This window comes from Leifsonia sp. NPDC058248 (assembly GCF_042881905.1).
In the GTDB taxonomy this organism is placed as follows: Bacteria; Actinomycetota; Actinomycetes; order Actinomycetales; family Microbacteriaceae; genus Leifsonia.
The window spans coordinates 269165-294839 of record NZ_JBHVXB010000002.1; the positions used below are offsets into that span (position 1 = coordinate 269165).

General features: G+C 67.8%; 29 protein-coding genes. 13 read left to right on the forward strand and 16 right to left on the reverse strand.

All coding sequences use genetic code 11. The annotated features are described in order from the left end of the window. Positions 1–25: 25 nt before the first annotated feature. Positions 26–352, forward strand: coding sequence for a DUF4190 domain-containing protein (locus ACFVV5_RS04430; protein ID WP_387239547.1), 327 nt, complete (start codon positions 26–28; stop codon positions 350–352). 31 nt (positions 353–383) lie between these two features. Here the strand turns inward: ACFVV5_RS04430 and ACFVV5_RS04435 are convergent, their stop codons facing one another. The 5 genes from ACFVV5_RS04435 to glgA all read right to left on the reverse strand — a co-directional run bounded on the left by ACFVV5_RS04435 (position 384) and on the right by glgA (position 3701). Further along, complete coding sequence (locus tag ACFVV5_RS04435) at positions 384–794, reverse strand: RidA family protein (RefSeq protein WP_387239549.1); 411 nt, start codon at positions 792–794, stop codon at positions 384–386. Beyond that, positions 794–1222 carry a hypothetical protein gene (locus ACFVV5_RS04440; protein WP_387239552.1) on the reverse strand — a complete coding sequence of 143 codons (429 nt, stop codon included), beginning with the start codon at positions 1220–1222 and terminating at the stop codon, positions 794–796. Before ACFVV5_RS04440 ends, ACFVV5_RS04435 begins: the two co-directional genes overlap by 1 nt. A 90-nt stretch (positions 1223–1312) precedes the next feature. Next, positions 1313–1564, reverse strand: coding sequence for a type B 50S ribosomal protein L31 (locus ACFVV5_RS04445; RefSeq protein ID WP_387239555.1), 252 nt, complete (start codon positions 1562–1564; stop codon positions 1313–1315). A gap of 132 nt (positions 1565–1696) precedes the next feature. Continuing rightward, on the reverse strand, positions 1697–2494 hold the full coding sequence (locus ACFVV5_RS04450; RefSeq protein ID WP_387239558.1) for an ABC transporter ATP-binding protein: 798 nt from the start codon (positions 2492–2494) through the stop codon (positions 1697–1699). 22 nt (positions 2495–2516) lie between these two features. Next, a complete protein-coding gene (glgA, locus tag ACFVV5_RS04455) occupies positions 2517–3701 on the reverse strand; it encodes a glycogen synthase (protein WP_387239561.1) in 1185 nt (394 codons plus the stop codon). 47 nt (positions 3702–3748) lie between these two features. On the opposite strand from glgA, the gene ACFVV5_RS04460 reads away from it, so the two are divergent. Both ACFVV5_RS04460 and serB read left to right on the forward strand, forming a co-directional pair. After that, positions 3749–4990 (forward strand): glucose-1-phosphate adenylyltransferase, encoded by a 1242-nt coding sequence (locus ACFVV5_RS04460; RefSeq protein WP_387239564.1) that lies wholly within the window; start codon positions 3749–3751, stop codon positions 4988–4990. Beyond that, positions 4987–5652, forward strand: coding sequence for a phosphoserine phosphatase SerB (serB, locus tag ACFVV5_RS04465; protein WP_387239566.1), 666 nt, complete (start codon positions 4987–4989; stop codon positions 5650–5652). The genes ACFVV5_RS04460 and serB overlap by 4 nt, the downstream gene beginning before the upstream one ends. Positions 5653–5673: 21 nt before the next feature. Here the strand turns inward: serB and fabG are convergent, their stop codons facing one another. Beyond that, on the reverse strand, positions 5674–6384 hold the full coding sequence (gene fabG / locus ACFVV5_RS04470; protein ID WP_387239569.1) for a 3-oxoacyl-ACP reductase FabG: 711 nt from the start codon (positions 6382–6384) through the stop codon (positions 5674–5676). 60 nt (positions 6385–6444) lie between these two features. Here fabG and ACFVV5_RS04475 point away from each other — a divergent pair, with 60 nt between their 5' ends. The 3 genes from ACFVV5_RS04475 to ACFVV5_RS04485 are packed head-to-tail and all read left to right on the forward strand — an operon-like array spanning position 6445 to position 7825. Next, positions 6445–6756, forward strand: coding sequence for a DUF3099 domain-containing protein (locus ACFVV5_RS04475; protein ID WP_387239572.1), 312 nt, complete (start codon positions 6445–6447; stop codon positions 6754–6756). Then, positions 6753–6977 carry a hypothetical protein gene (locus tag ACFVV5_RS04480; protein WP_387239575.1) on the forward strand — a complete coding sequence of 75 codons (225 nt, stop codon included), beginning with the start codon at positions 6753–6755 and terminating at the stop codon, positions 6975–6977. Before ACFVV5_RS04475 ends, ACFVV5_RS04480 begins: the two co-directional genes overlap by 4 nt. Then, complete coding sequence (locus ACFVV5_RS04485) at positions 6974–7825, forward strand: SURF1 family protein (RefSeq protein WP_387239577.1); 852 nt, start codon at positions 6974–6976, stop codon at positions 7823–7825. Before ACFVV5_RS04480 ends, ACFVV5_RS04485 begins: the two co-directional genes overlap by 4 nt. Positions 7826–7867: 42 nt before the next feature. Here the strand turns inward: ACFVV5_RS04485 and ACFVV5_RS04490 are convergent, their stop codons facing one another. The 6 genes from ACFVV5_RS04490 to sufB all read right to left on the reverse strand — a co-directional run bounded on the left by ACFVV5_RS04490 (position 7868) and on the right by sufB (position 13653). After that, on the reverse strand, positions 7868–9466 hold the full coding sequence (locus ACFVV5_RS04490; RefSeq protein WP_387240108.1) for an ABC-F family ATP-binding cassette domain-containing protein: 1599 nt from the start codon (positions 9464–9466) through the stop codon (positions 7868–7870). 98 nt (positions 9467–9564) lie between these two features. Next, the gene (locus ACFVV5_RS04495; protein ID WP_387063772.1) at positions 9565–9894 is read right to left on the reverse strand and encodes a metal-sulfur cluster assembly factor; all 330 of its coding nucleotides are present in this window, start codon (positions 9892–9894) and stop codon (positions 9565–9567) included. Between the two features lie 9 nt (positions 9895–9903). Beyond that, on the reverse strand, positions 9904–10713 hold the full coding sequence (gene sufC / locus ACFVV5_RS04500; RefSeq protein WP_387239580.1) for a Fe-S cluster assembly ATPase SufC: 810 nt from the start codon (positions 10711–10713) through the stop codon (positions 9904–9906). A 4-nt stretch (positions 10714–10717) separates the two neighbouring features. After that, positions 10718–11041, reverse strand: a complete 324-nt coding sequence (locus ACFVV5_RS04505; RefSeq protein WP_387239582.1) for a non-heme iron oxygenase ferredoxin subunit — start codon at positions 11039–11041, stop codon at positions 10718–10720. Beyond that, positions 11041–12234, reverse strand: coding sequence for a Fe-S cluster assembly protein SufD (gene sufD / locus ACFVV5_RS04510; RefSeq protein WP_387239585.1), 1194 nt, complete (start codon positions 12232–12234; stop codon positions 11041–11043). The genes ACFVV5_RS04505 and sufD overlap by 1 nt, the downstream gene beginning before the upstream one ends. Beyond that, positions 12235–13653, reverse strand: a complete 1419-nt coding sequence (gene sufB, locus ACFVV5_RS04515; RefSeq protein ID WP_387239588.1) for a Fe-S cluster assembly protein SufB — start codon at positions 13651–13653, stop codon at positions 12235–12237. Positions 13654–13951: 298 nt separating this feature from the next. On the opposite strand from sufB, the gene ACFVV5_RS04520 reads away from it, so the two are divergent. Then, positions 13952–14908, forward strand: a complete 957-nt coding sequence (locus ACFVV5_RS04520) for a heme A synthase (protein WP_387239591.1) — start codon at positions 13952–13954, stop codon at positions 14906–14908. On the opposite strand, the gene ACFVV5_RS04525 is transcribed toward ACFVV5_RS04520, so the two are convergent. Beyond that, positions 14870–15427 carry a GNAT family N-acetyltransferase gene (locus ACFVV5_RS04525; RefSeq protein WP_387239594.1) on the reverse strand — a complete coding sequence of 186 codons (558 nt, stop codon included), beginning with the start codon at positions 15425–15427 and terminating at the stop codon, positions 14870–14872. The genes ACFVV5_RS04520 and ACFVV5_RS04525 overlap by 39 nt on opposite strands. Before the next feature lie 2 nt (positions 15428–15429). After that, positions 15430–16350, reverse strand: coding sequence for a heme o synthase (locus ACFVV5_RS04530; protein ID WP_387239597.1), 921 nt, complete (start codon positions 16348–16350; stop codon positions 15430–15432). Between the two features lie 277 nt (positions 16351–16627). On the opposite strand from ACFVV5_RS04530, the gene tkt reads away from it, so the two are divergent. Genes tkt through pgl form a run of 6 tightly spaced genes read left to right on the forward strand, consistent with a single transcriptional unit; the run spans position 16628 to position 24770 of the window. Continuing rightward, on the forward strand, positions 16628–18721 hold the full coding sequence (gene tkt, locus ACFVV5_RS04535; RefSeq protein ID WP_387239600.1) for a transketolase: 2094 nt from the start codon (positions 16628–16630) through the stop codon (positions 18719–18721). A gap of 29 nt (positions 18722–18750) precedes the next feature. After that, positions 18751–19863 (forward strand): transaldolase, encoded by a 1113-nt coding sequence (gene tal / locus ACFVV5_RS04540; protein ID WP_387239603.1) that lies wholly within the window; start codon positions 18751–18753, stop codon positions 19861–19863. Beyond that, the gene (locus ACFVV5_RS04545) at positions 19860–21470 is read left to right on the forward strand and encodes a glucose-6-phosphate isomerase (RefSeq protein WP_387239606.1); all 1611 of its coding nucleotides are present in this window, start codon (positions 19860–19862) and stop codon (positions 21468–21470) included. Before tal ends, ACFVV5_RS04545 begins: the two co-directional genes overlap by 4 nt. Positions 21471–21499: 29 nt before the next feature. Beyond that, the gene (gene zwf / locus ACFVV5_RS04550) at positions 21500–23044 is read left to right on the forward strand and encodes a glucose-6-phosphate dehydrogenase (RefSeq protein ID WP_387239609.1); all 1545 of its coding nucleotides are present in this window, start codon (positions 21500–21502) and stop codon (positions 23042–23044) included. Then, positions 23041–24003 carry a glucose-6-phosphate dehydrogenase assembly protein OpcA gene (locus ACFVV5_RS04555; RefSeq protein WP_387239611.1) on the forward strand — a complete coding sequence of 321 codons (963 nt, stop codon included), beginning with the start codon at positions 23041–23043 and terminating at the stop codon, positions 24001–24003. The genes zwf and ACFVV5_RS04555 overlap by 4 nt, the downstream gene beginning before the upstream one ends. Beyond that, positions 24000–24770, forward strand: coding sequence for a 6-phosphogluconolactonase (gene pgl / locus ACFVV5_RS04560; RefSeq protein WP_387239614.1), 771 nt, complete (start codon positions 24000–24002; stop codon positions 24768–24770). Before ACFVV5_RS04555 ends, pgl begins: the two co-directional genes overlap by 4 nt. Positions 24771–25002: 232 nt before the next feature. Here the strand turns inward: pgl and ACFVV5_RS04565 are convergent, their stop codons facing one another. After that, positions 25003–25371, reverse strand: coding sequence for an RNA polymerase-binding protein RbpA (locus ACFVV5_RS04565; RefSeq protein WP_387239617.1), 369 nt, complete (start codon positions 25369–25371; stop codon positions 25003–25005). A 29-nt stretch (positions 25372–25400) separates the two neighbouring features. Next, the gene (secG, locus tag ACFVV5_RS04570; RefSeq protein WP_271178736.1) at positions 25401–25652 is read right to left on the reverse strand and encodes a preprotein translocase subunit SecG; all 252 of its coding nucleotides are present in this window, start codon (positions 25650–25652) and stop codon (positions 25401–25403) included. Positions 25653–25675 lie beyond the last annotated feature (23 nt).

Sequence of the window (25675 nt, forward strand, 5' to 3'; positions counted from 1 at the left end):
ACGCCCGCGCCGCTAGAGTCGGCGCATGAGCACACCAGACCTGCCTCCGCAGCAGCCCCAGCAGCCGCAGTATCAGCCCGCGCCCGGCGCTCCGCAGTATCAGCCAGGTCAGCAGCCCGGCTACAACACGATGGCGATCGTCGCCTTCATCCTGTCGTTCTTCATCTCACTGGTCGGAGTCATCCTGGGCTTCGTCGCCCTCTCCCAGATCAAGAAGACCGGCGAACAGGGCCGCGGCTTCGCGATCGCCGGCATCATCATCGGCTTCGCCGAGATCGTTCTCGGCATCATCATCACGATCATCTTCATTGCGATCGCAGCGAGCGTCGGCTACCAGTACAGCACCAACTGACGGCGCTCCCTGATCTGCTGCCGGCGGTCGCTCAATCGGCGGGAAGCGAGGCCACTGCTTCGATCTCGACGAGGGCGCCCGGGCGGGCCGGCGTGACGGCCAAGACGGTCACGGCCGTGCGGTGGTCGCCCCAGACCGTGCGGGTCGCAGCGTACGCCTCGCCGGGGTCGATTCCGGCAGCGAGGTAGATCGTCAGCTTGGCGACCTGCTCCGGGCCCGTCCCGGCCTCGGCCAGCACGGCGAGCACGTTGCGCAGCGCCTGCTCCGTCTGCGCCTCGAGCCCCTCGAGGAGCGCGCCGTCGGAGTCTGTCCCGTTCTGTCCGCCGACGTACAGCGTCGGTCCGGCAGGAAGAATCATGCCGTGGGCGAAGGCGGGGCTGTGATGAAGCTGAGGCGGGTCGATGGGTGTCGGCAGGTTGGTCATGGTGGTGTCCCCTTCCATCAGATCCTCCTGAGTATGCCGCCGTCCTCCGACACTCCGCCACCCTCGCCGACACCGCCGGGCGTGCTTCTCGGGACCTGGAACGTCGTGATGGAGGCCACGCAGAGCACGACACTGAGGACGATGCCGACGACGGGTGCGACCCACGCGAAGCGGCGGCGCGGGCTCAGGATCAGGACCCAGGCGCCCGTCGCTCCGAACAGGATCGGGATGCACGCACCATAGGCGGCGTTCACCGGTCCGGGGCCGAGGGTGTAGAGAGCGTCGGCGCTCACACCGTGACCCGCGACCCGGTCGGCGCTGATCAGCACGACGACGATCAGGATGCCGGCTACGAGCACGTGCGCGCCGACCGCTCCGACGGCGATCCCGATGGGCTTCCAGCGTCGTGCCCCCGCCGACCCCTCGGCAACCCCCGTGTTCCCCACGCAGTCAGCATACGGGCGCGGGACCGACGACGGGGCAACGAGAACGGCCCCCGCCGTGAGGCGAGGGCCGTTCGTCGTGCGAAGTAGTGACTACTTGCCGAAGTTCTTGTAGCGCGAGTTGAACTTCTCGACGCGACCGGCCGAGTCGAGGATGCGCTGCTTGCCCGTGTAGAACGGGTGCGAGGCGGAGGAGATCTCGACGTCGATCACCGGGTAGGTGTTGCCGTCTTCCCACTCGATGGTCTTGTCGCTCGACACCGTGGAACGGGTGAGGAACGTCGCACCCGAGGCCAGGTCGCGGAAAACTACCGGAGCGTAGTCGGGGTGGATGCCAGTCTTCATGAGGACTTCCTTGTTGCGTAGTGTGTGTTGGTCGTGTCCAGGCTCAGCCAGGACGGGAAGCATAGTGGCGCGAGTCAAGGGGCTCGACGGCCAGCTACCGAGTTTAGCAGATGCTCGGCGGGATTACGGTCTCTACTCGGCGACGGCCTGTCGAGCGCGCGCGGTGTAGCGCCCGCCCTGCTCGATGAGGTCGACTTCGATGCCGAACGTGTCGCTCAGTCGCTCGGACGTGATCACGTTGTCGACCGTGCCCTGGGCCGAGACGCCGCCGTTCTTCAGCAGCAGTGCATGCCCGAATCCGAGCGGGATCTCCTCGACGTGATGGGTGACCATGACGATGGCGGGAGAGCGCGGATCGCTGGCGAAGCCGCCGAGCAGCTGCAGCAGCTCTTCGCGGCCTCCGAGGTCGAGGCTGGCGGCCGGCTCGTCGAGCAGCAGGATCTCCGGGTCGGTCATCACGGCCCGGGCGATCTGCACCCGCTTCTGCTCGCCGTCGCTGAGGTGGCCGAAGGTGCGCTCGGCCAGGTGGTCGAGGTGCCACTCGGCGAGCACGCGGCGAGCACGACGCTCGTCGATCTCCTCGTACTCCTCGTTCCAGCGGCCGGTGACCGCGTAGGCGGCGGTCATGACCACGTCGAGCACCTTCTCGTTGCGCGGGATGCGGCGGGCCAGCGCGCTCGACGCGAAGCCGAGGCGCGGTCGCAGCTCCGCGAGGTCGCTGTGCCCGATCGGCTCGCCGAGCACGGTCGCGTGCCCGGACGTGGGGTGCATCGCGGCTGCCGCGATCTGCAACAGCGTGGTTTTTCCGGCGCCGTTCGGCCCGAGCACGACCCAGCGTTCGTCCGGCTCGATGGTCCAGTTGACCGAGTCGAGAATCGTATTCCCATCACGGACGACGGACACATCTTCGAGCTTGAGAACGCTGGCCATGACCTCTAGCCTAGCGGCGTCGTCAGCTCACGAGTGACCGGTAGATCTCCCGTGTCTGCTCCGCGATGGAGGCCCAGCCGAACGACGTCTCGGCCCGCAACCGGCCCGCAGCGCCCATCAGCGCGGCGCGCTCCGGGTCGTTCACGACGTCGATCAGGGCGGCCGCCAGCTCGGCGACGAACGCGTCGGGATTCGTGGGCGTCCCCGTGCCGTCTGCGGCCTGCTCGATCGGCACCAGCCGCCCCGTCACGCCCTCGACGATCACCTCGGGGATTCCCCCGGTGGCCGTTCCGACGACCGGCAGCCCGCAGGCCATGGCCTCCAGGTTCACGATCCCGAGGGGCTCGTAGATCGATGGGCACACGAACACCGTGGATGCCGTGAGCGCGATCCGCAGCTCCTCCTGCGAGAGCAGGCGGTCGATCCACACCACGCCGTCGCGCTCGGCCTGCAGCGCCTCGACACCGCGCGTGACCTCGGCCATGATCTCCGGAGTGTCCGGCGCTCCTGCGCAGAGGATCACCTGCACGTCCTTCGGCAGCAGCCGGGCGGCCCGCAGCAGATACGGCAGACCCTTCTGACGTGTGATCCGGCCGACGAAGACGACGGCCGGGCGCGACGGGTCGATTCCCAGCGCGCGCGCTCGCTCGTCGTCGTGCAGCGGCTTCCAGCGCTCCAGGTCGATGCCGTTGTAGACGACGGTGACCTTCTCGGGATCGAGGGCGGGGTACGACGCCAGGATGTCGCGGCGCATCCCCTCGCTCACCGCGATCACGCGGTCCGCACCCTCGAACGCCGTCTTCTCGATCCAGCTGGACACGCGGTAGCCGCCGCCGAGCTGCTCGGCCTTCCACGGCCGCAGCGGCTCCAGACTGTGCGCGGTGACCACGTGCGGGATGCCGTGCAGCAGCTTCGCGAGATGGCCGGCCGCGTTCGCGTACCAGGTGTGCGAGTGCACCAGGTCTGCTCCGCCGGCATCCTGAGCCATCTGCAGGTCGACGCCGAGCGTCGTGAGCGAGCCGTTGGCGCCCTGGAGCTCCTCCGGGACCCGGTAGCCGACCGTGTCGGCCTCGTCTCGGGGGGCGCCGAAACAGCGCACGATCACCTCGGTGTCGGCCCGGAGGGCGCGCACCAACTCGGTCACATGGACCCCGGCGCCGCCGTAGATCTCCGGCGGGTACTCACGGGTCAGAAGGTCAACGCGCATGACCTGAACGCTAGTACACCACTCGTGTTGCCTCTACTGTGGTGCCTATGGCAAGCAAGAAGATCTTCGGCATAGTTCTCGCGGGTGGCGAAGGGAAGCGCTTGATGCCGCTCACGGCCGACCGCGCCAAGCCCGCGGTGCCCTTCGGTGGCCAGTACCGCCTCATCGACTTCGCATTGTCCAACCTGATCAATTCCCGGCTCCGCCAGATCGTCGTCCTCACGCAGTACAAGTCGCACAGCCTCGACCGCCACGTGTCGCAGACCTGGCGGCTCGACGGGATGCTCAACTCGTACATCGCCTCGGTGCCCGCCCAGCAGCGGCTCGGCAAGCGCTGGTTCAGCGGCTCGGCCGACGCGATCCTGCAGAGCCTCAACCTGCTCCGCGACGAGAAGCCCGACATCGTGGCCGTGGTCGGAGCCGACCACGTGTACCGCATGGACTTCGGCCAGATGATCGAGGCCCACATCGCGTCCGGCGCCCCCGCGACCGTCGCGGCCATCCGGCAGCCGATCAGCCTCGCCGATCAGTTCGGCGTCATCGAGGTCGACCCCGCGCATCCGGACCGCATCGCCGCGTTCCTCGAGAAGCCGTCCGACCCGGCGGGCCTGCCCGACTCCCCCGACGAGGTGCTCGCCTCGATGGGCAACTACGTGTTCGACGCCGACGCGCTCATCGACGCCGTGGTGCGCGACGGCGACCGCCCCGACTCGAACCACGACATGGGCGGCGACATCATCCCCGACTTCGTCGACCGCGGCGAGGCCGGCGTCTACGACTTCAACCGCAACGACGTGCCGGGGTCCACCGACCGCGACCGTTACTACTGGCGCGACGTGGGAACGATCGACTCCTTCTTCGAGGCGCACCAAGACTTGATCTCGGCCCTGCCGGTCTTCAATCTGTACAACCGCGAGTGGCCGATCTTCAGCCAGGTGCTCAACTCGCCTCCGGCGAAGATCGTCCGCGACGGGCGCGGGGCACTCGGGTCGACCGTCGACTCGATCGTCTCGCTGGGCTCCGTCATCTCGGGCGCTCACCTGGAGCGGAGCGTCCTCGGCCCGTGGGCGAAGGTCGACTCCGGCGCCAAGGTCGTGGACTCCGTCGTGTTCGAGCGGGCGGTCATCGATCCCAACGCCGTCGTGCGCCGCGCCATCCTCGACAAAGACGTGGTCGTCGCCGAGGGCGCGACGATCGGCGTCGACCCGGAACGCGACCGGGCCCGCGGGTTCACCGTCACCGACAGCGGCCTCACCGTCGTCGGCAAAGGAGTGCACGTCGTTCCATGACGGTCAGCGGACACAATCGGACATCCCCCCGCTTCCTGGTGGTCCTCGACGCCGACTCGACGCTCATCCACGACGAGGTCATCGAGCTGCTCGCCGAGGAGGCCGGCGCCCGCACGGAGGTCGCCGACATCACCGAGCGGGCCATGCGCGGCGAGCTCGACTTCGAGCAGAGCCTGCGCGAACGCGTCAAGACCCTCGCCGGTCTTCCCGCCGAGGTCTTCGCCCGTGTGGGTGAGCGCATCCGAGTCACCGACGGTGTGCCGGAGCTGATCGCCGGCGTGCACGCCGCCGGAGGGTTCGTCGGTGTCGTCTCAGGGGGCTTCCACGAGACGCTCGACCCGCTGGGTCGCCGGCTGGGCCTCGACCAGTGGCGCGCGAACCGGCTGGAGGTCGTGGATGGAGCACTCACCGGCGGTCTCGTCGGTCATGTGGTCGACGCCGACGCCAAAGCGACGGCGCTCACCGAGTGGGCGGCGGATGCGGGCATCCCGCTCTCCCGCACGGTCGCTATCGGCGACGGGGCCAACGATCTGCGGATGATGTCGATCGCCGGTCTCGCGGTCGCGTTCAACGCCAAGCCGCGGGTGCGCGCGGAGGCCGACGTCGTGGTAGACCGCCAGGACCTCTCGCAGATCCTCCCGCTGCTCGGCCTGCGCGGCTGACCGCCCGCCGTCGAGTTCCGGCTAGTGGCCCATTCCGAGGCCGCCGTCGACGGGGATCACCGCTCCGGAGATGTAGCCGGCGTCGTCGCCGGCTACCCACGCCACGACCTTCGCGACCTCGGAGGCGGTCGCGAATCGGCCGGCCGGGATGTTCTTCTTGTACTCGGCCTGCTGCGTGTCGGGCAGCGCCGCCGTCATGTCGGTCTCGATGAACCCGGGAGCGACGACGTTGGCGGTGATTCCTCTGGCGCCGAGCTCGCGCGTGATCGACCGTGCCATTCCCACGAGCCCTGCCTTCGAAGCGGCGTAGTTCACCTGGCCGGCCGAGCCGTAGAGGCCGACCACGCTCGAGATCAGCACGATGCGACCGAAACGCGCTTTGAGCATCCCCTTCGACGCGCGCTTGATGACCCGGAACGACCCCCCGAGGTTGGTGTCGACGACCGTGTCGAAGTCCTCGGCGGTCATGCGCATCAGGAGTGTGTCGCGGGTGATCCCGGCGTTCGCCACCACGACCTCCACCGGTCCGAGCTTCTCTTCGATCTCTGTGAACGCGGCATCGATGGCCTCGCTGTCGGTCACATCGGCGCGTACCGTGAGAGTTCCCTCAGGACCTTCGCCCGAGCGGGCGGTGACGGCGACCCGGTACCCTCGGGCGACGAACTCCTCAGCGATCGCGTAGCCTATCCCGCGGTTTCCTCCGGTGACGAGCACAGTGCGTGGGGTGGTCATTCAATATCCTCTCGAACGGAACGGGTACCAGTTTATGGACGTAGGCTGGGGGCAACGCACATGAAGCATCAGCAGCAGTCGATCACGAATCTTCCGCTCTCGCCCGACGAAGAGCGACGCAACCGGATGATCAAGTATTCGGTCGCCATGGGCATCCGTGTGCTCTGCATCATCTCGATCCTGTTCGTCCCCGGCTGGTGGGTCATCATCCCGGCGATCGGCGCTGTCTTCCTCCCCTACTTCGCGGTGGTCATCGCGAACGTCTCGACCGACCCGCGCAAAGCGGACGTTCAGCGGCCAGGCAATATCCTTCCCCTGGTACCTCCGCCGTCTGCGGAGTCCCACGACGACACGAAAGGCGACGACGAGTGATCGGGTTCGGAGAGCCAGAGGCTTTGACCTGCTCGCGCGCCGGATGCTCCGACACGGCCACGTGGCGCATCGAATGGCGCAATCCCAAGATCCACACCGCCGATCGTGTGAAGGTCTGGCTCGCCTGCGACGAGCACGTCGATTTCCTCCGGGAGTTCCTCGCCGCGCGTGATTTCCCGCTGACTGTCCTGGCCGTGTCCGACGAGAGGTCGACCGCGTGAGCGGCGGCTGGGGCTTCGCGTTCTCGCGCCGCTGGCTCGGCTACCTGGCCTTCGCGATCGCGTTCGCGATCGCCTGCGCCGGCCTGTCGGCGTGGCAGCTCGCCCGCAGCAAGGAGGCGGCGGCGGCCAACGCGCTGATCTCCGCGAACTTCGACTCGCATCCGGTGCCGCTCACCGACGAGCTGTCCGGGCTCGACGCGTTCAGCTCGAAGCAGGAGTGGACGCGCGTCACCGTCACGGGCACCTACGAGCGCGACCACGAGCTGCTCGTGCGCAACCGGCCGTTCAACGGCGGCCCCGGCTTCGAGGTGCTCACACCGCTGCGCACCGCGAGCGGAGCCCTCTTCATCGTCGACCGCGGCTGGGTGCCCACAGGCAACTCGGACGACTCCCCCGACTCCGTCCCGGCTGCCCCGTCAGGCACAGTCACCGTCATCGCGCGCCTGAAGCCGAGCGAGCCGGGCATCCCGGGGCGTTCCGCATCCGGCAAACAGGTCGGCACGATCCAGCTCTCCGTCGTCAAGCAGAAGCTGGGCGGCGCCGACGTGTACACGGGCGCCTACGGCCTGCTCGACTCGCAGAAGCCGTCGCCGGCGTCCGCGCCGGTGCCGACGGTCACCGACCCGCCCACGCAGGACGAGGGCCTTCACTGGTCGTACATGATCCAGTGGATCATCTTCGCGCTGATCGGCTTCTTCGGTCTCGGCTACGCGCTGCGCACGGAGTACCGCAAGCGCAACGAGGACGACCCCGAGGAGAAGGCCCGGGCGGCGGAGCGCCAGCGCAAGCGTGCGCTGCGGCGCACCGACGCCGACGTGGAGGACGACCTGCTCGACGCCACGCGCTGAGGTCGGCTCAGGTGGCTGCCGCTGCAGCAGCAGCCGCTCGGCTCACGCCAGCGAGATGAGGTCCAGGTAGTCGCGGTTCCAGTGGTCCTCGACGCCGTCGGGCAGGATCAGGACCCGCTCGGGGTTCAGCGCCTCGACGGCGCCCTCGTCGTGGCTGACCAGCACGACCGCGCCCTCGTAGTGGGCAAGCGCATCCAGGATCTCCTCGCGGCTCGCGGGGTCGAGGTTGTTCGTGGGCTCGTCGAGCAGCAGCACGTTGGCGCCGGAGACGACGATCATCGCCAGCGCGAGACGCGTCTTCTCGCCGCCGGAGAGCACACCCGCTGGCTTGTGCGAGTCGTCGCCGGTGAACAGGAAGGAGCCGAGCACGCGACGCGCCTCGGTCTCTGTGAGGTTCGGGGACGACGACACCATGTTCTCGAGCACTGAGCGCTCCACGTCGATGGTCTCGTGCTCCTGCGCGTAGTAGCCGATGCGCAGACCGTGCCCGGGCTCGACCTGGCCGGTGTCGGGGGCGTCGACTCCGGCGAGCATCCGGAGCAGCGTGGTCTTGCCCGCGCCGTTCAGTCCGAGCACGACCACCTTGGAGCCGCGGTCGATCGCGAGGTCGACGGCGGTGAAGATCTCGAGCGACCCGTAGCTCTTGGAGAGGTCGCTGGCCTGCAAGGGCGTGCGGCCGCAGGGCGCCGGCGTCGGGAACCGCAGCTTGGCCACGCGGTCGGCCACGCGCACGTCGTCCAGTCCGGAGAGTAGCTTCTCGGCACGGGCGACCATCTGGTGGGCGGCTGCCGCCTTCGAGGCCTTGGCACCGAACTTGGCGGCCTGCAATTGCAGCGCGCCGGCCTTCTTCTCGGCGTTGGAGCGTTCCTTCTTGCGGCGTTCCTCGTCGGCCGCCCGCTGGCGCTGGTAGTGCTTCCAGCCCATGTTGTAGATGTCGATGTGCTGGCGATTCGCGTCGAGATAGAAGACGCGGTTGACCGTCTCCCCCACGAGCTCGACGTCGTGCGAGATGACGATGAACCCGCCCGAGTAGTTCTTGAGGAAGTCGCGCAGCCAGACGACGGAATCGGCGTCGAGGTGGTTCGTGGGCTCGTCGAGGATCATCGTCTGCGCGTCCGAGAACAGGATGCGCGCCAGCTCGATGCGGCGGCGCTGACCGCCGGAGAGCGTCTTGAGCGGCTGGTCGAGGATGCGGTCGGGCAGGTTGAGGTTGCTCGCGATCGACGCGGCCTCCGCCTCCGCCGCGTACCCGCCGAGCATGTGGAAGCTCTCCTCCAGCCGGCCGTACTTCTTCATCGCCGCGTCGGAGACCGCGGAGTCGGAGCTGGCCATGTCGTGGGTCGCCTGCTGCATGCCGAGCACGATCGACCCGAGCCCGCGGGCGTCCAGGATGCGCGTGCGGGCCAGGTCGTCGAGGTTTCCGGAACGCGGGTCCTGCGGCAGGTAGCCGAGGTTCTCGCTGCGCTCCACCTTGCCGCCGTTGGGCAGGAGATCGCCGGCGAGCACCTTCGTGAGGGTGGTCTTGCCGGCGCCGTTGCGTCCGACGAGACCGATCTTGTCTCCGGCGGCCACGCGGAAGCTCACGTTCTCCATCAGGAGGCGGGCTCCGACTCTGAGCTCAAGGTCGTGCACGGTGAGCACAGGCGTCATCCACTTTCATTCGTCGGGGGGAAGTCATCAGTATATTGCGGCACAACACGAAGGAGGCCCCGGCTTCAGCCGGGGCCACGTCGTCATGGTCAGATTGCGAATCCGAGAGCGCGCATCATGTCGCGCCCGTCGTCGGTGATCCGCTCGGGGCCCCACGGCGGCATCCACACCCAGTTGATGCGGAATGCCTCCACGATGCCGTCGAGGGATTCGGCCGTCTGCTCCTCGAGCACGTCGGTGAGCGGGCAGCCGGCGGAGGTCAGCGTCATCGAGATGATGAGCGCGTTGTTCTCCTCGTCCCAGGCCAGGTCGTAGATCAGGCCCAGGTCGACGACGTTGATGCCCAGTTCAGGGTCCATGACGTTCTTCAGCGCCTCTTCGACCTGGTCGAAGAGCGCGGGGGCTAATGTGGCGGGCATGCTCTCAGCCTACGCTTCCGCGCTGACCGGAGCATCCGAATCCAGAGCGTCGGCCTTGGCGGGCTCCGGAGCATCCACGAAACGGTCGTAGCCTTCTTCTTCGAGACGCTCGGCGAGCTCGGGGCCGCCCTCCTCGGCCACCCGGCCGGCGACGAACACGTGCACGAAGTCCGGCTCGATGTAGCGCAGGATACGGGTGTAGTGGGTGATGAGCAGGATGCCCAGGCCGGTGTTCTCCTTGGCGCGGTTGACGCCCTCGGAGACCACCTTGAGAGCGTCGACGTCGAGGCCGGAGTCGGTCTCGTCGAGCACCGCGAACTTGGGCTTGAGCAGTTCGAGCTGGAGGATCTCGTTGCGCTTCTTCTCGCCGCCCGAGAAGCCCTCGTTGACGTTGCGCTCCGCGAACGAGCTGTCCATGCGGAGCTTGTTCATCGACTCGCGCACGTCTTTGACCCAGCTGCGGATCGAGGGGGCCTCGCCGTCGATCGCGGTCTTCGCGGTGCGCAGGAAGTTGGTGTTGGTGACGCCGGGGATCTCGACCGGGTACTGCATGGCCAGGAAGAGGCCTGCACGGGCGCGCTCGTCGACGGTCATCGCGAGCACGTCCGCACCGTCGAGCGTGATGGTGCCCTGGGTGACCTTGTACTTCGGGTGACCGGCGATCGTGTAGGCCAGCGTGGACTTGCCGGAACCGTTCGGTCCCATGATCGCGTGGATCTCGCCCTCGCGGATGACGAGGTCGACGCCGTTCAGGATCGGCTTGGTGCCCTGCTCGGTCTCCACGGTGACGTGGAGGTCGCGGATTTCGAGAACTGACATGGATCTAAATCTCTTTCGTTGCATTCGGGTCGATGTAGACGTCTCCGTCGATGATCTCGACCGGGTAGACGGGAACCGGCTCGTACGCCGGGAGGTTGATGGGCTTGCCCGAGACCAGCGAGAACTGCGAGCCGTGGGCCCAGCATTCGAGGGTCTCGCCTTCGACGAAGCCCTCCGCCAGCGAGATCTCGCCGTGGGTGCAGGTGTCGCCGATGGCGTGGACGTGACCGTCGGAGTCCTTGACCACCGCGATCGGCACGCCGTCGATGACGACGCGCGACGCCTGATTCTCTACGAGCTCGTCGATCGAGCAGATACGGACGGGCATCAGCCGGCCGCTACCGCGACGGCTTCGAGCTCCGCCTCGATCGCAGCCTGCAGTCGTTCCTGCAGGGCGGGCGAGCCGATCTGCTGCACGATCTCCGAGAGGAAACCGCGAACGACCAGGCGGCGTGCCTCGTCTTCGGTGATCCCCCGGGACTGCAGGTAGAAGAGCTGCTCGTCGTCGAACCGGCCGGTGGCGCTGGCGTGGCCGGCGCCGACGATGTCCCCGGTCTCGATCTCGAGGTTCGGCACCGAGTCGGCGCGGGCGCCGTCGGTGAGGACCAGGTTGCGGTTCTGCTCGTAGGTGTCGGTGCCGACGGCCTTCGGGCCGATGAGCACGTCGCCGATCCAGACCGTGCGAGCGCCCGCGCCCTGCAGAGCACCCTTGTAGGTGACCCGGCTGCGCGTGTTGGCCGCGTCGTGGAAGACGTAGACCTGCTGCTCGAGGTGCTGGCCGGCATCCGCGAAGTACGCCCCGTACAGCTCGGCGTCGGATCCGGTGCCGACGAGGTGGGCGGTCGGATTGATGCGGACGACGCCGCCACCCAGGGTGACGACCACGTGCTTCAGGAGGGCGTCGCGACCGAGGGACGCGAAGTGCGTCGCCACATGGAGCGCGTCGTCGTCCCATTCCTGCACCGAGACGACGGTGATGTGCGCACCGTCGCCGATCAGCAGCTCGACGTTCTCGGCGAGGTGTGCCGGGCCGTCGTTCTGCAGGATGAGGGTGGCCCGGCTGAACGGGGCCGCCTCGATGATCGTGTGAGCGGCTCGCGCGCCGTTGCCCAGCGCCGACCGCGTGACGGTCACCTCTTTCGCGTCCTCCCCCGCGATCGAGATCACGAGGGCCTGCTCGAACCCGGTCCAGGCGTTGGCCGAGGCGCGATCCTCCGGCTTGCCGGCCGAGCCGATGCGGGCGTCGTCGCGCGCGGTCCACGAGGTGGTCACGCCGGGGGCGGTGGTCGCCTCGTAGGCGTACGGCGAGCCGTCGAGCTCGCCCGAGATCAGTTCGGCGATGCGCGCGACCGGGGTGTACTTCCACCCGGCCTCACGACCCGTGACGTCGGGGAAGTCGGCCACGTTCGTGGAGTGGAAACGATCGGAGCGCGTCTGAACGGGCACGGCGCTGCGCAGGTGCGTGGGCGCGGCCGGTCTGTCGGTGTCGATGGTCTTCGTCGGAGTGCTGGCGGAGGTCATTTAGCCGACGGATCCTTCCATGCCCATCTCGATGAGCTTGTTGAGTTCGAGTGCGTACTCCATGGGGAGCTCGCGTGCGATCGGCTCGATGAACCCGCGCACGATCATGGCCATGGCCTCGTCTTCGGGCATGCCGCGCGACATGAGGTAGAACAGCTGCTCCTCGCTCACGCGCGACACCGTCGCCTCGTGGCCGAGCTGCACGTCGTCGACGCGGATGTCGATGGCCGGATACGTGTCGGACCGCGAGATCGAGTCGACGAGCAGAGCGTCGCAGCGCACGGTGTTGGCGGCATGGTGCGCGTTCGCGTCCACCCGGACCTCACCGCGGTAGCCGGCACGGCCGCCGCCACGGGCGATCGACTTGGAGACGATCGACGACTGCGTGTAGGGAGCCATGTGGATCATCTTGGCGCCCGCATCCTGGTGCTGGCCGGGGCCGGCGAATGCGACGGAGAGGGTCTCGCCCTTGGCGTGCTCCCCCATCAGGTAGATCGACGGGTACTTCATCGTCACCTTGGAGCCGATGTTGCCGTCGATCCACTCCATCGTCGCGCCCTCGGCGGCCGTGGCGCGCTTGGTGACGAGGTTGTAGACGTTGTTCGACCAGTTCTGGATCGTCGTGTAACGGACGCGGGCGTTCTTCTTGACGATGATCTCGACCACAGCGGAGTGCAGCGAGTCCGACTTGTAGATCGGCGCCGTGCATCCTTCGATGTAGTGCACGTAGCTGCCCTCGTCGGCGATGATGAGCGTGCGCTCGAACTGGCCCATGTTCTCCGTGTTGATGCGGAAGTAGGCCTGCAGCGGGATGTCGACGTGCACACCCGGCGGGACGTAGACGAACGAGCCGCCCGACCACACCGCGGAGTTGAGCGCCGCGAACTTGTTGTCGCCGCTCGGGATGACCGTGCCGAAGTACTCTTCGAAGAACTCCGGATGCTCGCGCAGCGCCGTGTCGGTGTCCATGAAGATCACGCCCTGAGCCTCGAGCTCTTCGTTGATCTGGTGGTATACCACCTCGGACTCGTACTGCGCGGCGACGCCGGCGACGAGACGCTGACGCTCGGCCTCGGGGATGCCGAGCTTCTCGTAGGTGTTCTTGATGTCGTCGGGCAGGTCCTCCCAGGTCTGGGCCTGCTTCTCCGTGGAACGCACGAAGTACTTGATGTTGTCGAAGTCGATCTCCGACAGGTCGGCGCCCCAGGTGGGCATCGGCTTGCGCTCGAAGAGCTGGAGGGCCTTGAGCCGGCGCTGCAGCATCCACTCCGGCTCGCTCTTGAGCGCGGAGATGTCGGTCACCACCTCCGGCGAGATCCCGCGGCGTGCTGAGGCACCCGCTGCGTCGGAATCCGCCCAGCCGAACTCGTATTGCCCAAGGCTCTCGAGTTCGGGGCGGTCGATCAGGATGTCTGACATATCTACCTCGTTTCCTACCACTCGTAACCGGCTATCAATCCGGCTCATTCCCCTTCACGGCTGACAGGCGTCTGCCGAAACGGTTCGTGATTGTGCGGGTGGCTGGTGTGCGTACCTAAACTGTTCAAGGACACGGGCGACGTTGCCCCGGCCGCACCACGGGAAAGCGGTGCGGACACGCGCATGAACGGCGCGTTTCTCGAACCCACCAATTCTACAGGTGCGGCGCGGTAATAGTAGAGGCGCGCCTGCACGTTGGCCGAGTATCCGATCCAGAAGCAAGGAAAACCCCCCGAGAATGAACCGCATCACCGCTTGGCTGCCCGATCGAGTCGATGTCAGGCTGCGAGTGATCGCCTGGGTGTACCTCGTCGCCCAGATCGTGCTGGTCGGCACCGGCGGCCTGGTGCGGCTCACCAGCAGCGGCCTCGGCTGCCCGACCTGGCCCAGCTGCACCGGCAACTCGCTCGTCAACACGCCAGAGATGGGCATCCACGGCGTCATCGAGTTCGGCAACCGGCTCCTCGGCGTCCTGCTCGGCATCATCGCGATCGTCGCGTTCGTGGCCGTGCTGCGCATCCGCAAGCAGCGCCCCGACCTGTTCTGGCTCACCCTCCTCGCGGGTCTCGGCATCCCGATGCAGGCCGTCATCGGCGGTCTGAGCGTGCTGACCGACCTCAACCCGTACGTCGTCGGGCTGCACTTCGTCGTGTCCATGGTGCTCGTCGCGCTGTGCACCGCCTTCCTGGTGCGCGTCTACGCCGTGCCCGGTCCGCGTGAGCGCGCGGTCCCGCGCTGGTTCGCCATCACCGCGCACCTCACGAGCTTCGTGGTCGCTCTCACGATCCTCGTCGGCATCCTCACGACCGGGTCCGGCCCCCACGCCGGCGACGCCAAGGCTCCCCGCAACGGCCTCGACCCGGAGATCCTGCAGCACGTGCATGCGATCCCGGCGTACGTGACGTTCGCGCTGACACTCGTGCTCGTGATCGGCTCGCTGCGCATCCGGACCACGCCTGTGCACCGGTACACGATGTACCTGCTCGCCGTGGAGGTCCTGCAGATCGCCGTCGGGCTGATCCAGGCGAACACGGGGCTGCCCCCGATCCTGGTGGGCATCCACCTGACGCTGGCCGCGATGCTGGCCGCCGCCATGACCGCGGTCGTGCTCGCACTCAAGGCGCCGTTGGCGACGGTTCCGGATGCGGTTCCCGCGTCAGCCCCGTCGGCCGCGTCGGGCGCCCCCACCGCCTGAGCCCAGGTATCCCACGACGGCGTGCCGCATGCGGCCGTGGAACACGACCTCGTGAGCCGTCGACGGATCGAACTCGAATCCGACGGATTCGGCGAGGTGCTTGCTCGTCTCGTTGCCCAGCAGGTACTCCCAGCGCAGGCGGGAGAATCCCAGCCCCTGCGGGTCGAGCGCGTGCTCGACGACTCGTGAGAGCGCCTCGTGCATGTAACCGTTGCCTCGCGCCGGAGCCGCCAGCCAGCATCCGAGCGACGCCGAGCCCGCAGCGCGGTCACGGCGCACCTCGACGACGCCGATCAGCGGATCGTCGTCGAGCCGGACGGCCCACACCGTGAACGCCCCGCTCGCCTCTCCGTGCGGCACATAGCTGCGGACGAAGAACTCCGCACTCTCGTGCGTGTACGGGTCGGGCAGCGGCACCCACTCGTGGATCTGCGCGTCCTGACACGCCCGGAAGACCGCGTCGATGTCGCCCTCGCGCGGCGCATCGAGCACGAGCCGCGGCGTGCGCAGCCGGATCATGGTCAGAACGGGAGCAGCGGATCGATCGCGACGGCCAGGAAGATCAGGGTGAGATAGGCGATCGAGCCGTGGAACACACGCATCGGCGACACCGTCTCGTGGCGGATCGAGAGGTTGTAGAGGCGGTGCGACTCGTAGAGGAACCAGCCGCCCGCGACCAGCGCGACCGCGGTGTAGAGGAGCCCCATGTGCGCCACCGGGATGAGCAGCAGGGAGCACGCGACCATGGCCCACGCGTAGAGGATGACCTGCAGACCGACGACGGCGCGGCCGCGCACGACGGCCAGCATCGGCACGCCCGCCTCCTTGTAGTCCTCCCGGTACTTCATCGAGAGCGGCCAGTAGTGCGGCGGGGTCCAGAGGAAGATGACGCCGAACAGGATGAACGGGGCCCAGTCGAGCGAGCCGGTGACGGCGGCCCAGCCGATGAGCACGGGCATGCAGCCGGCGACTCCGCCCCAGACGATGTTCTGCGGAGTGCGGCGCTTGAGGATGAGCGTGTAGAACACGACGTAGAGCAGGATGGCGACCAGCGAGAGGCCCGCGGCGAGCCAGTTGGCGAAGAGGCCGAGCACGAGGATCGACGCGATGCCGAGGCCCCAGGCGAACACGAGCGCCTCACGGTCGCTCAGCTCCCCCGTGACGAGCGGACGGTTGCGCGTGCGCTTCATCACGCGGTCGATGTCGCGGTCGATGTAGCAGTTGAAGGCGCCCGCCGAGCCGGCGCTCATGTAGCCGCCGACGACCGTCGCGAGCACCAGCCAGAGGTTCGGGATGCCGTTCTGAGCCAGGATCATCGTGGGCACGGTCGTGACGAGGAGGAGTTCGACGACGCGCGGTTTGGTCAGAGCGACGTACGCCTTCAGCTTGCGACCGAAGCCGATGCGGCCCGGCTCGACACGGCTCTCTACAGCGACGTCCATTGCTCCTCTAACGACTCGATGACCCCCGACGAGTCTACGATATCGCCTCCGCCTACTCTGCTCCGCGGTTATCCACAAGCAGGAGCCGGAACACTCCACGTTTCGTGCGTGTTACCTATACTTGGAGGTGCTCGCCAGCCGAAGCCGACTCATCCCCCGTTCTTTTGTAGGACGCGAACGATGCGGCCGAGGTGCCGATGACGTCCACGGCGCGCACTACCTCAATCGGTGCGGGACCACGACGGCCCTCACCATCTCTACGAAGGGTCAGTTTCACGTGGCAGCTCTGCAATGGGATCCCATTGACAACAAGGCAGTAGACACCGTTCGCGTCCTCGCGGCGGATGCGGTCGAGAAGGTGGGCAACGGGCATCCCGGCACCGCCATGAGCCTCGCCCCGGCTGCCTACCTCCTGTTCCAGAAGGTGATGCGCCGCGATCCGCACGACCAGCACTGGCTGGGGCGCGACCGCTTCATCCTCTCGGCGGGTCACAGCTCGCTCACCCAGTACATCCAGCTCTACTTCGGCGGATACGGCCTCGAGCTCGACGACCTCAAGGCACTCCGAACCTGGGGCTCGCTCACTCCCGGACACCCCGAATACGGACACACCGACGGCGTGGAGATCACCACCGGACCACTCGGTCAGGGCATCTCCTCCGCCGTCGGTTTCGCATATGCGAGCCGTTTCGAGCGTGGGCTGTTCGACCCGGAGGCCGACCCGGGCACGAGCCCGTTCGACCACTTCGTCTATGTGATCGCCGGAGACGGCGACCTGCAGGAGGGTGTCAGCAGCGAAGCTTCGTCGCTCGCCGGCCACCAGGAGCTGGGCAACCTCATCGCGATCTACGACAGCAACCAGATCTCGATCGAAGACGACACCAACATCGCCTTCACCGAAGACGTCAAGGCGCGCTACGAGGCCTACCACTGGCACGTGCAGGTCGTCGACTGGAAGAAGACGGGCGTCTACCACGAAGACGTGCAGGAGCTGTACGCCGCGATCCTCGCGGCCCAGGCCGTCACCGACAAGCCGTCGCTGATCATCCTCAAGACGATCATCGGCTGGCCCGCGCCCAAGAAGCAGAACACAGGCAAGATCCACGGTTCCGCCCTCGGCGCCGACGAGCTGCGCGCCGTCAAGGAGGTCCTCGGCTTCGACCCCGAGCAGACCTTCCAGGTCGCCGACGAGGTCCTCGAGCACACCCGCAAGGCCGTGGACCGCGGCGCCGACGAGCACGCTGCGTGGCAGAAGGGCTTCGACGCCTGGGCTGCGGCCAACCCCGAGCGCAAGCAGCTCCTCGACCGACTTCTCACCGGCGCCCTTCCCGAGGGCGTCGAGGAGGCGCTCCCGGTGTTCGAGGCCGGCAAAGACGTCTCGACCCGCGCCGCCAGCGGCAAGGTCCTCAACGCACTCGGCGCGATCATCCCGGAGCTGTGGGGCGGTTCGGCCGACCTCGCGGAGTCGAACAACACCACGATCGAAGGTGCCGCATCCTTCGTCCCCACGGAGCACTCGACGCACGAGTGGGCGGGCAACCCCTACGGCCGCGTGCTGCACTTCGGCATCCGCGAGCACGCCATGGCGGCCATCCTGAACGGCATCGTGCTCCACGGCCCGACCCGCGCGTTCGGTGGCACCTTCCTCATCTTCAGCGACTACATGCGCCCGGCCGTCCGTCTCGCCGCCCTCATGAAGGCGCCGTCGATCTTCGTCTGGACGCACGACTCCGTCGCGCTCGGCGAAGACGGCCCGACGCACCAGCCGATCGAGCAGCTCGCCGCCCTGCGCGCGATTCCGCAGCTCGACGTCGTGCGCCCGGGCGACGCCAACGAGGTCGCCTACGCCTGGAAGCACATCCTGGAGCGTCGCAAGGGACCGGCGGGCATCGCCCTCACGCGCCAGAACATCCCGGTGTTCGCGCGCGGCGACGGCGACGCCACGGGCGAGACCTTCGCATCGGCCAAGAACGTCGTGAAGGGTGCCTACATCCTCGCCGAGGCGCCGAACGGCACGCCGGACGTGCTGCTGATCGCCACCGGCTCCGAGGTGCAGATCGCCGTCGACGCCCGCGAGGTGCTGAGGGGCGAGGGCATCAACGCCCGCGTCATCTCGGCCCCGAGCCTCGAATGGTTCGAAGAGCAGAGCGACGAGTACAAGGAGTCGGTGCTACCGGCAGCCGTCAAGGCCCGCGTGTCCATCGAGGCCGGCCTCGCCCTCACCTGGCGCGCCTACGTGGGCGACCACGGCCGCAGCGTCTCGATCGAGCACTTCGGCGCCTCAGCCGACTACAAGACCCTGTTCCGCGAGTTCGGCATGACCACCGAGCACGCCGTCGCCGCCGTCAAAGAATCGCTCGCGTCGCTTTGAGCGCGGGCACAACAGGAGAAACAGAAGACATGACCGACACCACCCCCACCGCACAGCTCTCCGCCGCCGGCGTCAGCATCTGGCTCGACGACCTCTCTCGTGAGCGCATCAAGACGGGCGGACTCCAGGCGCTCATCGCCGAGAAGAACGTGGTCGGCGTGACCACGAACCCGACGATCTTCGCCGCCGCACTCTCGAAGGGCGAGGCGTATGACGAGCAGGTCCGCCGGCTCGCCGCCGCCGGCGCCTCGGTCGTCGACGCGGTCTTCGAGATCACGACCGACGACGTGGCCGCGGCCAGCGACATCTTCCACGACATCTACGAGCGCACCGACGGCCTCGACGGCCGCGTGTCCATCGAGGTCGAGCCGGGCCTGGCGCATGACGCCGCGGGCACCATCGCCGAGGCCAAGAAGCTCGCCGCCAAGATCGACAAGCCCAACGTGCTGATCAAGATCCCCGCCACGGTCGAAGGCCTGGAGGCCATCGCCGAGACGATCGCGGCCGGCATCAGCGTCAACGTCACACTGATCTTCAGCCTGCAGCGCTACCGCGAGGTCATCAACGCGTACCTCACGGGACTCGAGAAGGCCAAGGCCGCCGGCATCGACCTGGCGGGCATCCGGTCGGTCGCCTCGTTCTTCGTGTCGCGCGTCGACACCGAGATCGACAAGCGCCTGACCGCCATCGGCACCGACGAGGCGCTCGCGCTCAAGAGCAAGGCCGGCGTCGCCAACGCGCGACTCGCCTACCAGGTCTTCGAGCAGGAGTTCGCGAGCGAGCGGGCGCAGGCCCTCGTCGCCGCAGGCGCCAACGAGCAGCGCCCGCTGTGGGCATCCACCGGCGTCAAGGACCCGAGCCTGCCGGACACGCTCTACGTGGCCGAGCTCGTCGCCCCGAACACCGTCAACACGATGCCGGAGAAGACGCTCGACGCGACCTTCGACCACGGCGTCATCACCGGCGACACGGTCACCGGCAACTACGACGACGCCAACCAGGTCCTCAATGCGCTCGACGCGCTCGGCATCTCGTACGACGAGGTCACCGAGCTCCTCGAGAAGGAGGGCGTCGAGAAGTTCAACGTCTCCTGGAACGAACTCCTCGAAACCGTCACGAAAGCGCTGGAGGCGGCGAAATGAGCTTCAGGATCCACGTGACCGGCGCCGCTGAAGAAGCGGTCAAGCGGGTCGTCCCGCAGCTGGTGACCGATCTGGTCGCCTCCGGCATCACTGCTCAGGACCCCGCGCTGTGGGGTCCCGCCGCCGAGCCCGAGGCCGCGAAACGCCTCGGCTGGACCGAAGCAGTCGCGAACTCGCGTCCGCTCGTGCCGGAGATCAACGCTCTCCGCGACGAACTGCGCTCGAAGGGAATCGACCACATCGTTCTCGGCGGGATGGGCGGCTCGTCGCTCGCCCCCGAGGTCATCACCCGCACCTCCGGAGTCGAGCTCACCGTGCTCGACTCCACCGAGCCGGGTCAGGTGCTGTCGGCCCTCCGCGACCGCCTGGCGAGCACCGCCGTCGTCATCTCGAGCAAGTCGGGCTCGACCCTCGAGACCGACAGCCAACGTCGCATCTACGAGAAGTGGTTCTCCGACGCCGGCATCGACCCGCGCGAGCGCATCGTCGTCGTGACCGACCCCGGATCGCCGCTCGACGCGTCGGCCCGCGAAGCCGGCTACCGCGTGTTCAACGCCGACCCTGACGTGGGCGGCCGCTACTCGGCGCTCACGGCGTTCGGTCTCGTCCCGTCCGGACTCGCCGGTGTCGACCTCGAAGAGCTGCTCGAAGAGGCCGAGACGATGTCCCTCGAGCTCGCGATCGACGACCCGACCAACCCGGGGCTCATCCTCGCTGCGGCCATCGCCGGCACCAACCCGCTCCGCGACAAACTGGGCATCATCTCCGACGGCACGCACATCGTCGGCTTCGCCGACTGGGCGGAGCAGCTGATCGCTGAGTCCACCGGCAAGGATGGCACAGGCATCCTCCCGGTCGTCCTCGACCCCCTCTCGCCGGAGCTCGGGATGAACCTGCCCGACCTGCAGATCGTGCGCCTCGTCGACAACGCGGAAGCCCACCACCTGTTCCCGAGCAACCGCCACGAGGGCGAGATCCTCGTCTCCGGCAGCCTCGGCGGCCAGATCCTGGTGTGGGAGTTCGCGACCGCGGTCGCCGGACGCCTGCTCGGCATCAACCCGTTCGACCAGCCCGACGTGGAGGCCGCCAAGGTCGCCGCACGCTCGCTGCTCGACAACCGCCCCGAGCCCGTCACGCCGGCGTTCGTCGCCGATGGCATCGAAGTGCGCACCACGGGTGACTTCCTCGGTGGTGCCGCGACGCTCGACGCGGCGATCAACGCCCTGCTGGCGCAGCTCGGACCGGATGGCTACGTGTCGATCCAGGCCTACGTCGACCGCATCGCGCTCCCCCAGCTCGCCGGTCTCCGCGACCTCCTCGCCCCCTCGGCGAAGCGTCCGGTGACCTTCGGATGGGGACCGCGGTTCCTGCACTCGACCGGCCAGTTCCACAAGGGCGGACCCGCTGTCGGCGTGTTCCTGCAGATCACCGAGAACCCGGCGGAAGACCTGGCGATCCCCGACCGCCCGTTCACCTTCGGTCAGCTCATCCAGGCGCAGGCCGCGGGCGACGCGAGCGTGCTCGGCGAGCACGGACGCCCCGTCCTCACCCTGAACCTGACGGACCCCGAGGCCAACCTGGTCCCGCTGTTCGAGGCCGTCAACTAGCAGCGCTCTCCCCGCATCCAAGGAGCTTCATGTCCCCGGTGGAAATCACCCCGGAGTTCAACCCGTTGCGGTTGCCCTCCGATCGCCGCCTCAACCGCATCGCTGGTCCGAGCAGCCTCATCATCTTCGGCGTGACAGGCGACCTGTCCCGCAAGAAGCTGATGCCTGCCGTCTACGACCTCGCCAATCGCGGCCTGCTCCCGCCCGGCTTCTCGCTGGTCGGGTTCGCACGCCGCGACTGGGAGGACCAGGACTTCGAGAAGGTCGTGTACGAGGCGGTCAAGCAGTACGCGCGAACCCCGTTCCAAGAAGACGTGTGGCAGCAGCTCGCTCAGGGCATCCGGTTCGTGCCGGGCGAGTTCGACGACGAGAAGGCCTTCGAGCGTCTCAAGGAGGTCGTCGAGACCCTCGACACCGAGCGCGGAACGATGGGCAACCACGCCTTCTACCTGTCGATCCCGCCCAAGGCGTTCCCGCTCGTCACCGAGCAGCTGCGCCGCTCCGGGCTGGCCGACCAGAAGGAGGGCGGCGGCTGGCGCCGCGTCGTCATCGAGAAGCCGTTCGGAAGCGACCTCAAGACGGCCCGCGAGCTCAACGCGGTCGTGGAGTCGGTGTTCCCGCCCGACGCGGTGTTCCGCATCGACCACTACCTCGGCAAAGAGACCGTGCAGAACATCCTGGCGCTGCGATTCGCCAACGAGCTGTACGAGCCGCTCTGGAACGCCAACTACGTCGACCACGTGCAGATCACGATGGCCGAAGACATCGGCGTGGGAGGCCGCGCCGGCTACTACGACGGAATCGGCGCCGCCCGCGACGTCATCCAGAACCACCTCCTGCAGCTCCTCGCCCTCACGGCCATGGAGGAGCCCATCTCGTTCAACGCAGACCACCTGCGCGCCGAGAAGGAGAAGGTCCTGGCGGCGGTTCGCCTGCCCGCCGACCTCAGCACCTCCACCGCCCGGGGACAGTACTCAAGCGGCTGGCAGGGCGGCGAGAAGGTCGTGGGCTTCCTCGAAGAAGACGGGATGAACCCCGAGTCGACGACCGAGACCTACGCAGCCATCAAGCTGGAGATCGGCACGCGCCGCTGGGCCGGAGTGCCGTTCTATCTGCGAGCGGGCAAGCGCCTCGGCCGCCGCGTCACGGAGATCGCCGTCGTGTTCAAGCGTGCGCCGCAGCAGCTGTTCGCGGAGAGCCAGACCTCCGCGCTCGGCCAGAACGCGCTCGTCATCCGTGTGCAGCCCGACGAAGGGGTGACCATCCGCTTCGGCTCGAAGGTCCCCGGCGCCGGCATGCAGGTGCGTGACGTGAGCATGGACTTCGGCTACGGGCACGCATTCACCGAGGCGAGCCCCGAAGCGTACGAGCGTCTCATCCTCGATGTGCTGCTCGGCGAACCGCCGCTGTTCCCGCGTCATGAAGAAGTCGAGCTCTCCTGGATGATCCTCGACCCGATCGAAGAGTACTGGGCGACCCTGGGTCAGCCCGAGCAGTACCGTCCCGGAACGTGGGGACCGAGCTCGGCCGACGAACTGCTCGCCCGCGACGGCCGAACCTGGAGGCGCCCATGATCGTCGACCTGCCCGACACGACAACGAGCAAAGTCTCGAAAGCCCTCGTCAAGATCCGCGAAGAGGGCGGCGCTGTCGCTCTCGGCCGCGTGCTGACGCTGGTGATCGCAACGCACCTCGGCGAGGAGGAGGAGGCTATCGAGGCCGCCAACGACGCGTCGCGCGAGCATCCGATGCGCGTGATCGTGGTCTCGACCGAGGAGGAGCGCTCCTCCGACGGCGACGGCCGAGTGGATGCTCAGATCCGGGTCGGCGGCGACGCCGGCGCGAGCGAGGTCATCGTGCTCCGCGCCTACGGGGCCACCGCGAGCGACGAAGAGGGACTGGTCACCGGCCTGCTCCTCCCCGACGCCCCCGTGGTCGTCTGGTGGCCGGGATTGGCCCCGGCCGTCGTCTCGAAGTCGCCGCTCGGGCGCATCGCCACCCGGCGCATCACCGACGCGTCGGCGCAGCCCGACCCGCAGGAGGCCCTGCGGCACCTGGCGAAGACCTATGCCCCGGGCGACACGGACTTCGCCTGGACCCGCCTCACCCTGTGGCGCGCTCAGCTCGCCGCTGTGCTCGACCAGCCGCCGTACGAGCCGGTCGAGAGCGTGGAGGTCGCCGGAGCCGCCGACTCGCCCTCGACGGTGCTGCTCGCCGCGTGGCTGTCGCTGCAGCTCCAGGTGCCGGTCCAGCACGACCTCACGTCGCGCGCCACCGGCTCGAGCGGCATCCACGGCGTGCGGATGGCCAGGCGCGCCGGCATCATCGAGCTCGAACGGGAGATCCCGAACATCGCCCGGCTGTCACAGCCCAACCAGCCGACACACGACCTGTCGTTGCCGCGCCGGAGCCTCCGTGACTGCCTCGCCGAGGAATTGCGTAGGCTGGACCCCGATGATCTGTACGGTGAGGTGATCACCAAAGGCCTCGATCAGCTCGAGGCCAACGACCTGGGAGTGGGCACCACGGCATGACGAACGAACGGCGGGTGCTTGTCCACCCCGATAAACAAGCGCTCACCGGCTCTGTCGCCGCCCGCTTCCTGACCAAGACCGTCGACATCCTCGACGACCTCGGCGAAGCGAACGTCGCTCTGACCGGCGGAACCGTCGGCATCGCTGTTCTCGAAGCGGTCAACAGCTCGCCTGCACGCGACAGCGTCGACTGGACCAAGGTGCATTTCTGGTGGGGCGACGAGCGTTTCGTCCCCAAGAACAGCGACGACCGAAACGAGAAGCAGGCCCGTGAGGCACTGCTCGACCACATCGCCGTTCCGCCGGAGAACATCCACCCGTTCCCGGCCTCCGACGAAATCGCCGACATCGACGAGGCGGCGGCGGTCTACGCTGCAGAACTCGAGGCGTTCGCTCCGGATGGCGCCCGTCACCCCCGGTTCGACATCACCTTCCTCGGCGTCGGGCCGGACGGCCACATCGCCTCGCTGTTCCCCGATCGCTCGGGCATCCGCGAGACCGAGGCGACCGTCGTGTCCGTTCGTGACGCTCCGAAGCCGCCGCCCGAGCGTCTCAGCCTCACGCGTCCGGTGATCAATGCCTCGGATCGCATCTGGCTCGTGCTGGCCGGCGCCGACAAGGCGTCGGCTCTGGGCCTCGCGCTGGCCGGCGCCAGCTACACCGAGGTCCCCGTGGCCGGCGCGAAGGGCCGCAAGCGCACCGTGTTCTTCGTCGACAACGAAGCGGCAGTCGACGTTCCCGAGAACCTCATCGCCCCCAGCTACTGAGCGACGCACGAAGCCCCGCGATCCCATGGACCGCGGGGCTTCGTCGTTGCCGGTCTTCGTCCCCGGGTTCGTCACCGCTGGGAGTCCCTGCCGAACGAGTGGTCCCAGTGTGCCGCCTCGAAGACGTGAAGTGGTGGTTCGGGACCCCTTCTCGTCGGCGGCACGCGAAAAGCCCCGTCGGTCAGGGACTGGCGGGGCTTTTCGCGAACGCTCTAGGCTTTTCGCAAACGCTCTAGTTGGCGGCGCTCAGCTTGCCGCGTCGGGCGCGGAGCTGGTTGAGCGCGTCTTCGAGGAGCTGTTCCGCCTCTTCTTCGGTGCGACGCTCTTTGACGTATGCCAGGTGGGTCTTGTACGGCTCGAGCTTGGCCACCGACGGAGGGTTCTCCTTGTCGCGGCCGGCGGGAAGGCCCGACGACGGCGAATCGATGACCTCGGGGATCTCCTCGTCGGGGAGATTGGCCGCGAAGTGGCGGACCGTCTCGTTACCGAGGGCGTCCCAGTACGAGACCGAGATCCGTTCCGCGTGGAAACCGCGGTCCTGCTCCCCCATCGGGCCTGCGCCGACGCGCGAACCCCGAATTGCACTTCCTCCGGATGCCATGCTGCTCCTCGCTGTGTTTACTGGCGCGCTTACGCGCCGGAATCGAACTTCGTGATGAGGCCGAGGACGACGATGCAGGTGATCCAGATCAGGCCCAGGATCACCGTGATGCGGTTGAGGTTGCGCTCCGCGACGCCGGATGCACCGAGGTTGGAGGTCACGCCGCCGCCGAACATGTCGGAGAGTCCGCCGCCACGCCCCTTGTGCAGGAGGATGAGCAGCGTCAGCAGGAGGCTGGTGATGCCCAGCAGAACCTGCAGGACGACCTGGAGAATTTGCACGAGAAACCTTTCGCAATGCGACC

Excerpts from the sequence above, each read along its gene's own strand:
- ACFVV5_RS04430 (WP_387239547.1), top strand. The coding sequence starts at position 26 with ATGAGCACACCAGACCTGCCTCCGCAGCAGCCCCAGCAGCCGCAGTAT.
- ACFVV5_RS04435 (WP_387239549.1), bottom strand. The coding sequence starts at position 794 with ATGGAAGGGGACACCACCATGACCAACCTGCCGACACCCATCGACCCG.
- ACFVV5_RS04445 (WP_387239555.1), bottom strand. The coding sequence starts at position 1,564 with ATGAAGACTGGCATCCACCCCGACTACGCTCCGGTAGTTTTCCGCGAC.
- ACFVV5_RS04450 (WP_387239558.1), bottom strand. The coding sequence starts at position 2,494 with ATGGCCAGCGTTCTCAAGCTCGAAGATGTGTCCGTCGTCCGTGATGGG.
- glgA (WP_387239561.1), bottom strand. The coding sequence starts at position 3,701 with ATGCGCGTTGACCTTCTGACCCGTGAGTACCCGCCGGAGATCTACGGC.
- ACFVV5_RS04460 (WP_387239564.1), top strand. The coding sequence starts at position 3,749 with ATGGCAAGCAAGAAGATCTTCGGCATAGTTCTCGCGGGTGGCGAAGGG.
- serB (WP_387239566.1), top strand. The coding sequence starts at position 4,987 with ATGACGGTCAGCGGACACAATCGGACATCCCCCCGCTTCCTGGTGGTC.
- fabG (WP_387239569.1), bottom strand. The coding sequence starts at position 6,384 with ATGACCACCCCACGCACTGTGCTCGTCACCGGAGGAAACCGCGGGATA.
- ACFVV5_RS04475 (WP_387239572.1), top strand. The coding sequence starts at position 6,445 with ATGAAGCATCAGCAGCAGTCGATCACGAATCTTCCGCTCTCGCCCGAC.
- ACFVV5_RS04495 (WP_387063772.1), bottom strand. The coding sequence starts at position 9,894 with ATGCCCGCCACATTAGCCCCCGCGCTCTTCGACCAGGTCGAAGAGGCG.
- sufC (WP_387239580.1), bottom strand. The coding sequence starts at position 10,713 with ATGTCAGTTCTCGAAATCCGCGACCTCCACGTCACCGTGGAGACCGAG.
- ACFVV5_RS04505 (WP_387239582.1), bottom strand. The coding sequence starts at position 11,041 with ATGCCCGTCCGTATCTGCTCGATCGACGAGCTCGTAGAGAATCAGGCG.
- sufD (WP_387239585.1), bottom strand. The coding sequence starts at position 12,234 with ATGACCTCCGCCAGCACTCCGACGAAGACCATCGACACCGACAGACCG.
- sufB (WP_387239588.1), bottom strand. The coding sequence starts at position 13,653 with ATGTCAGACATCCTGATCGACCGCCCCGAACTCGAGAGCCTTGGGCAA.
- ACFVV5_RS04520 (WP_387239591.1), top strand. The coding sequence starts at position 13,952 with ATGAACCGCATCACCGCTTGGCTGCCCGATCGAGTCGATGTCAGGCTG.
- ACFVV5_RS04525 (WP_387239594.1), bottom strand. The coding sequence starts at position 15,427 with ATGATCCGGCTGCGCACGCCGCGGCTCGTGCTCGATGCGCCGCGCGAG.
- ACFVV5_RS04530 (WP_387239597.1), bottom strand. The coding sequence starts at position 16,350 with ATGGACGTCGCTGTAGAGAGCCGTGTCGAGCCGGGCCGCATCGGCTTC.
- tal (WP_387239603.1), top strand. The coding sequence starts at position 18,751 with ATGACCGACACCACCCCCACCGCACAGCTCTCCGCCGCCGGCGTCAGC.
- ACFVV5_RS04545 (WP_387239606.1), top strand. The coding sequence starts at position 19,860 with ATGAGCTTCAGGATCCACGTGACCGGCGCCGCTGAAGAAGCGGTCAAG.
- zwf (WP_387239609.1), top strand. The coding sequence starts at position 21,500 with ATGTCCCCGGTGGAAATCACCCCGGAGTTCAACCCGTTGCGGTTGCCC.
- ACFVV5_RS04555 (WP_387239611.1), top strand. The coding sequence starts at position 23,041 with ATGATCGTCGACCTGCCCGACACGACAACGAGCAAAGTCTCGAAAGCC.
- pgl (WP_387239614.1), top strand. The coding sequence starts at position 24,000 with ATGACGAACGAACGGCGGGTGCTTGTCCACCCCGATAAACAAGCGCTC.
- ACFVV5_RS04565 (WP_387239617.1), bottom strand. The coding sequence starts at position 25,371 with ATGGCATCCGGAGGAAGTGCAATTCGGGGTTCGCGCGTCGGCGCAGGC.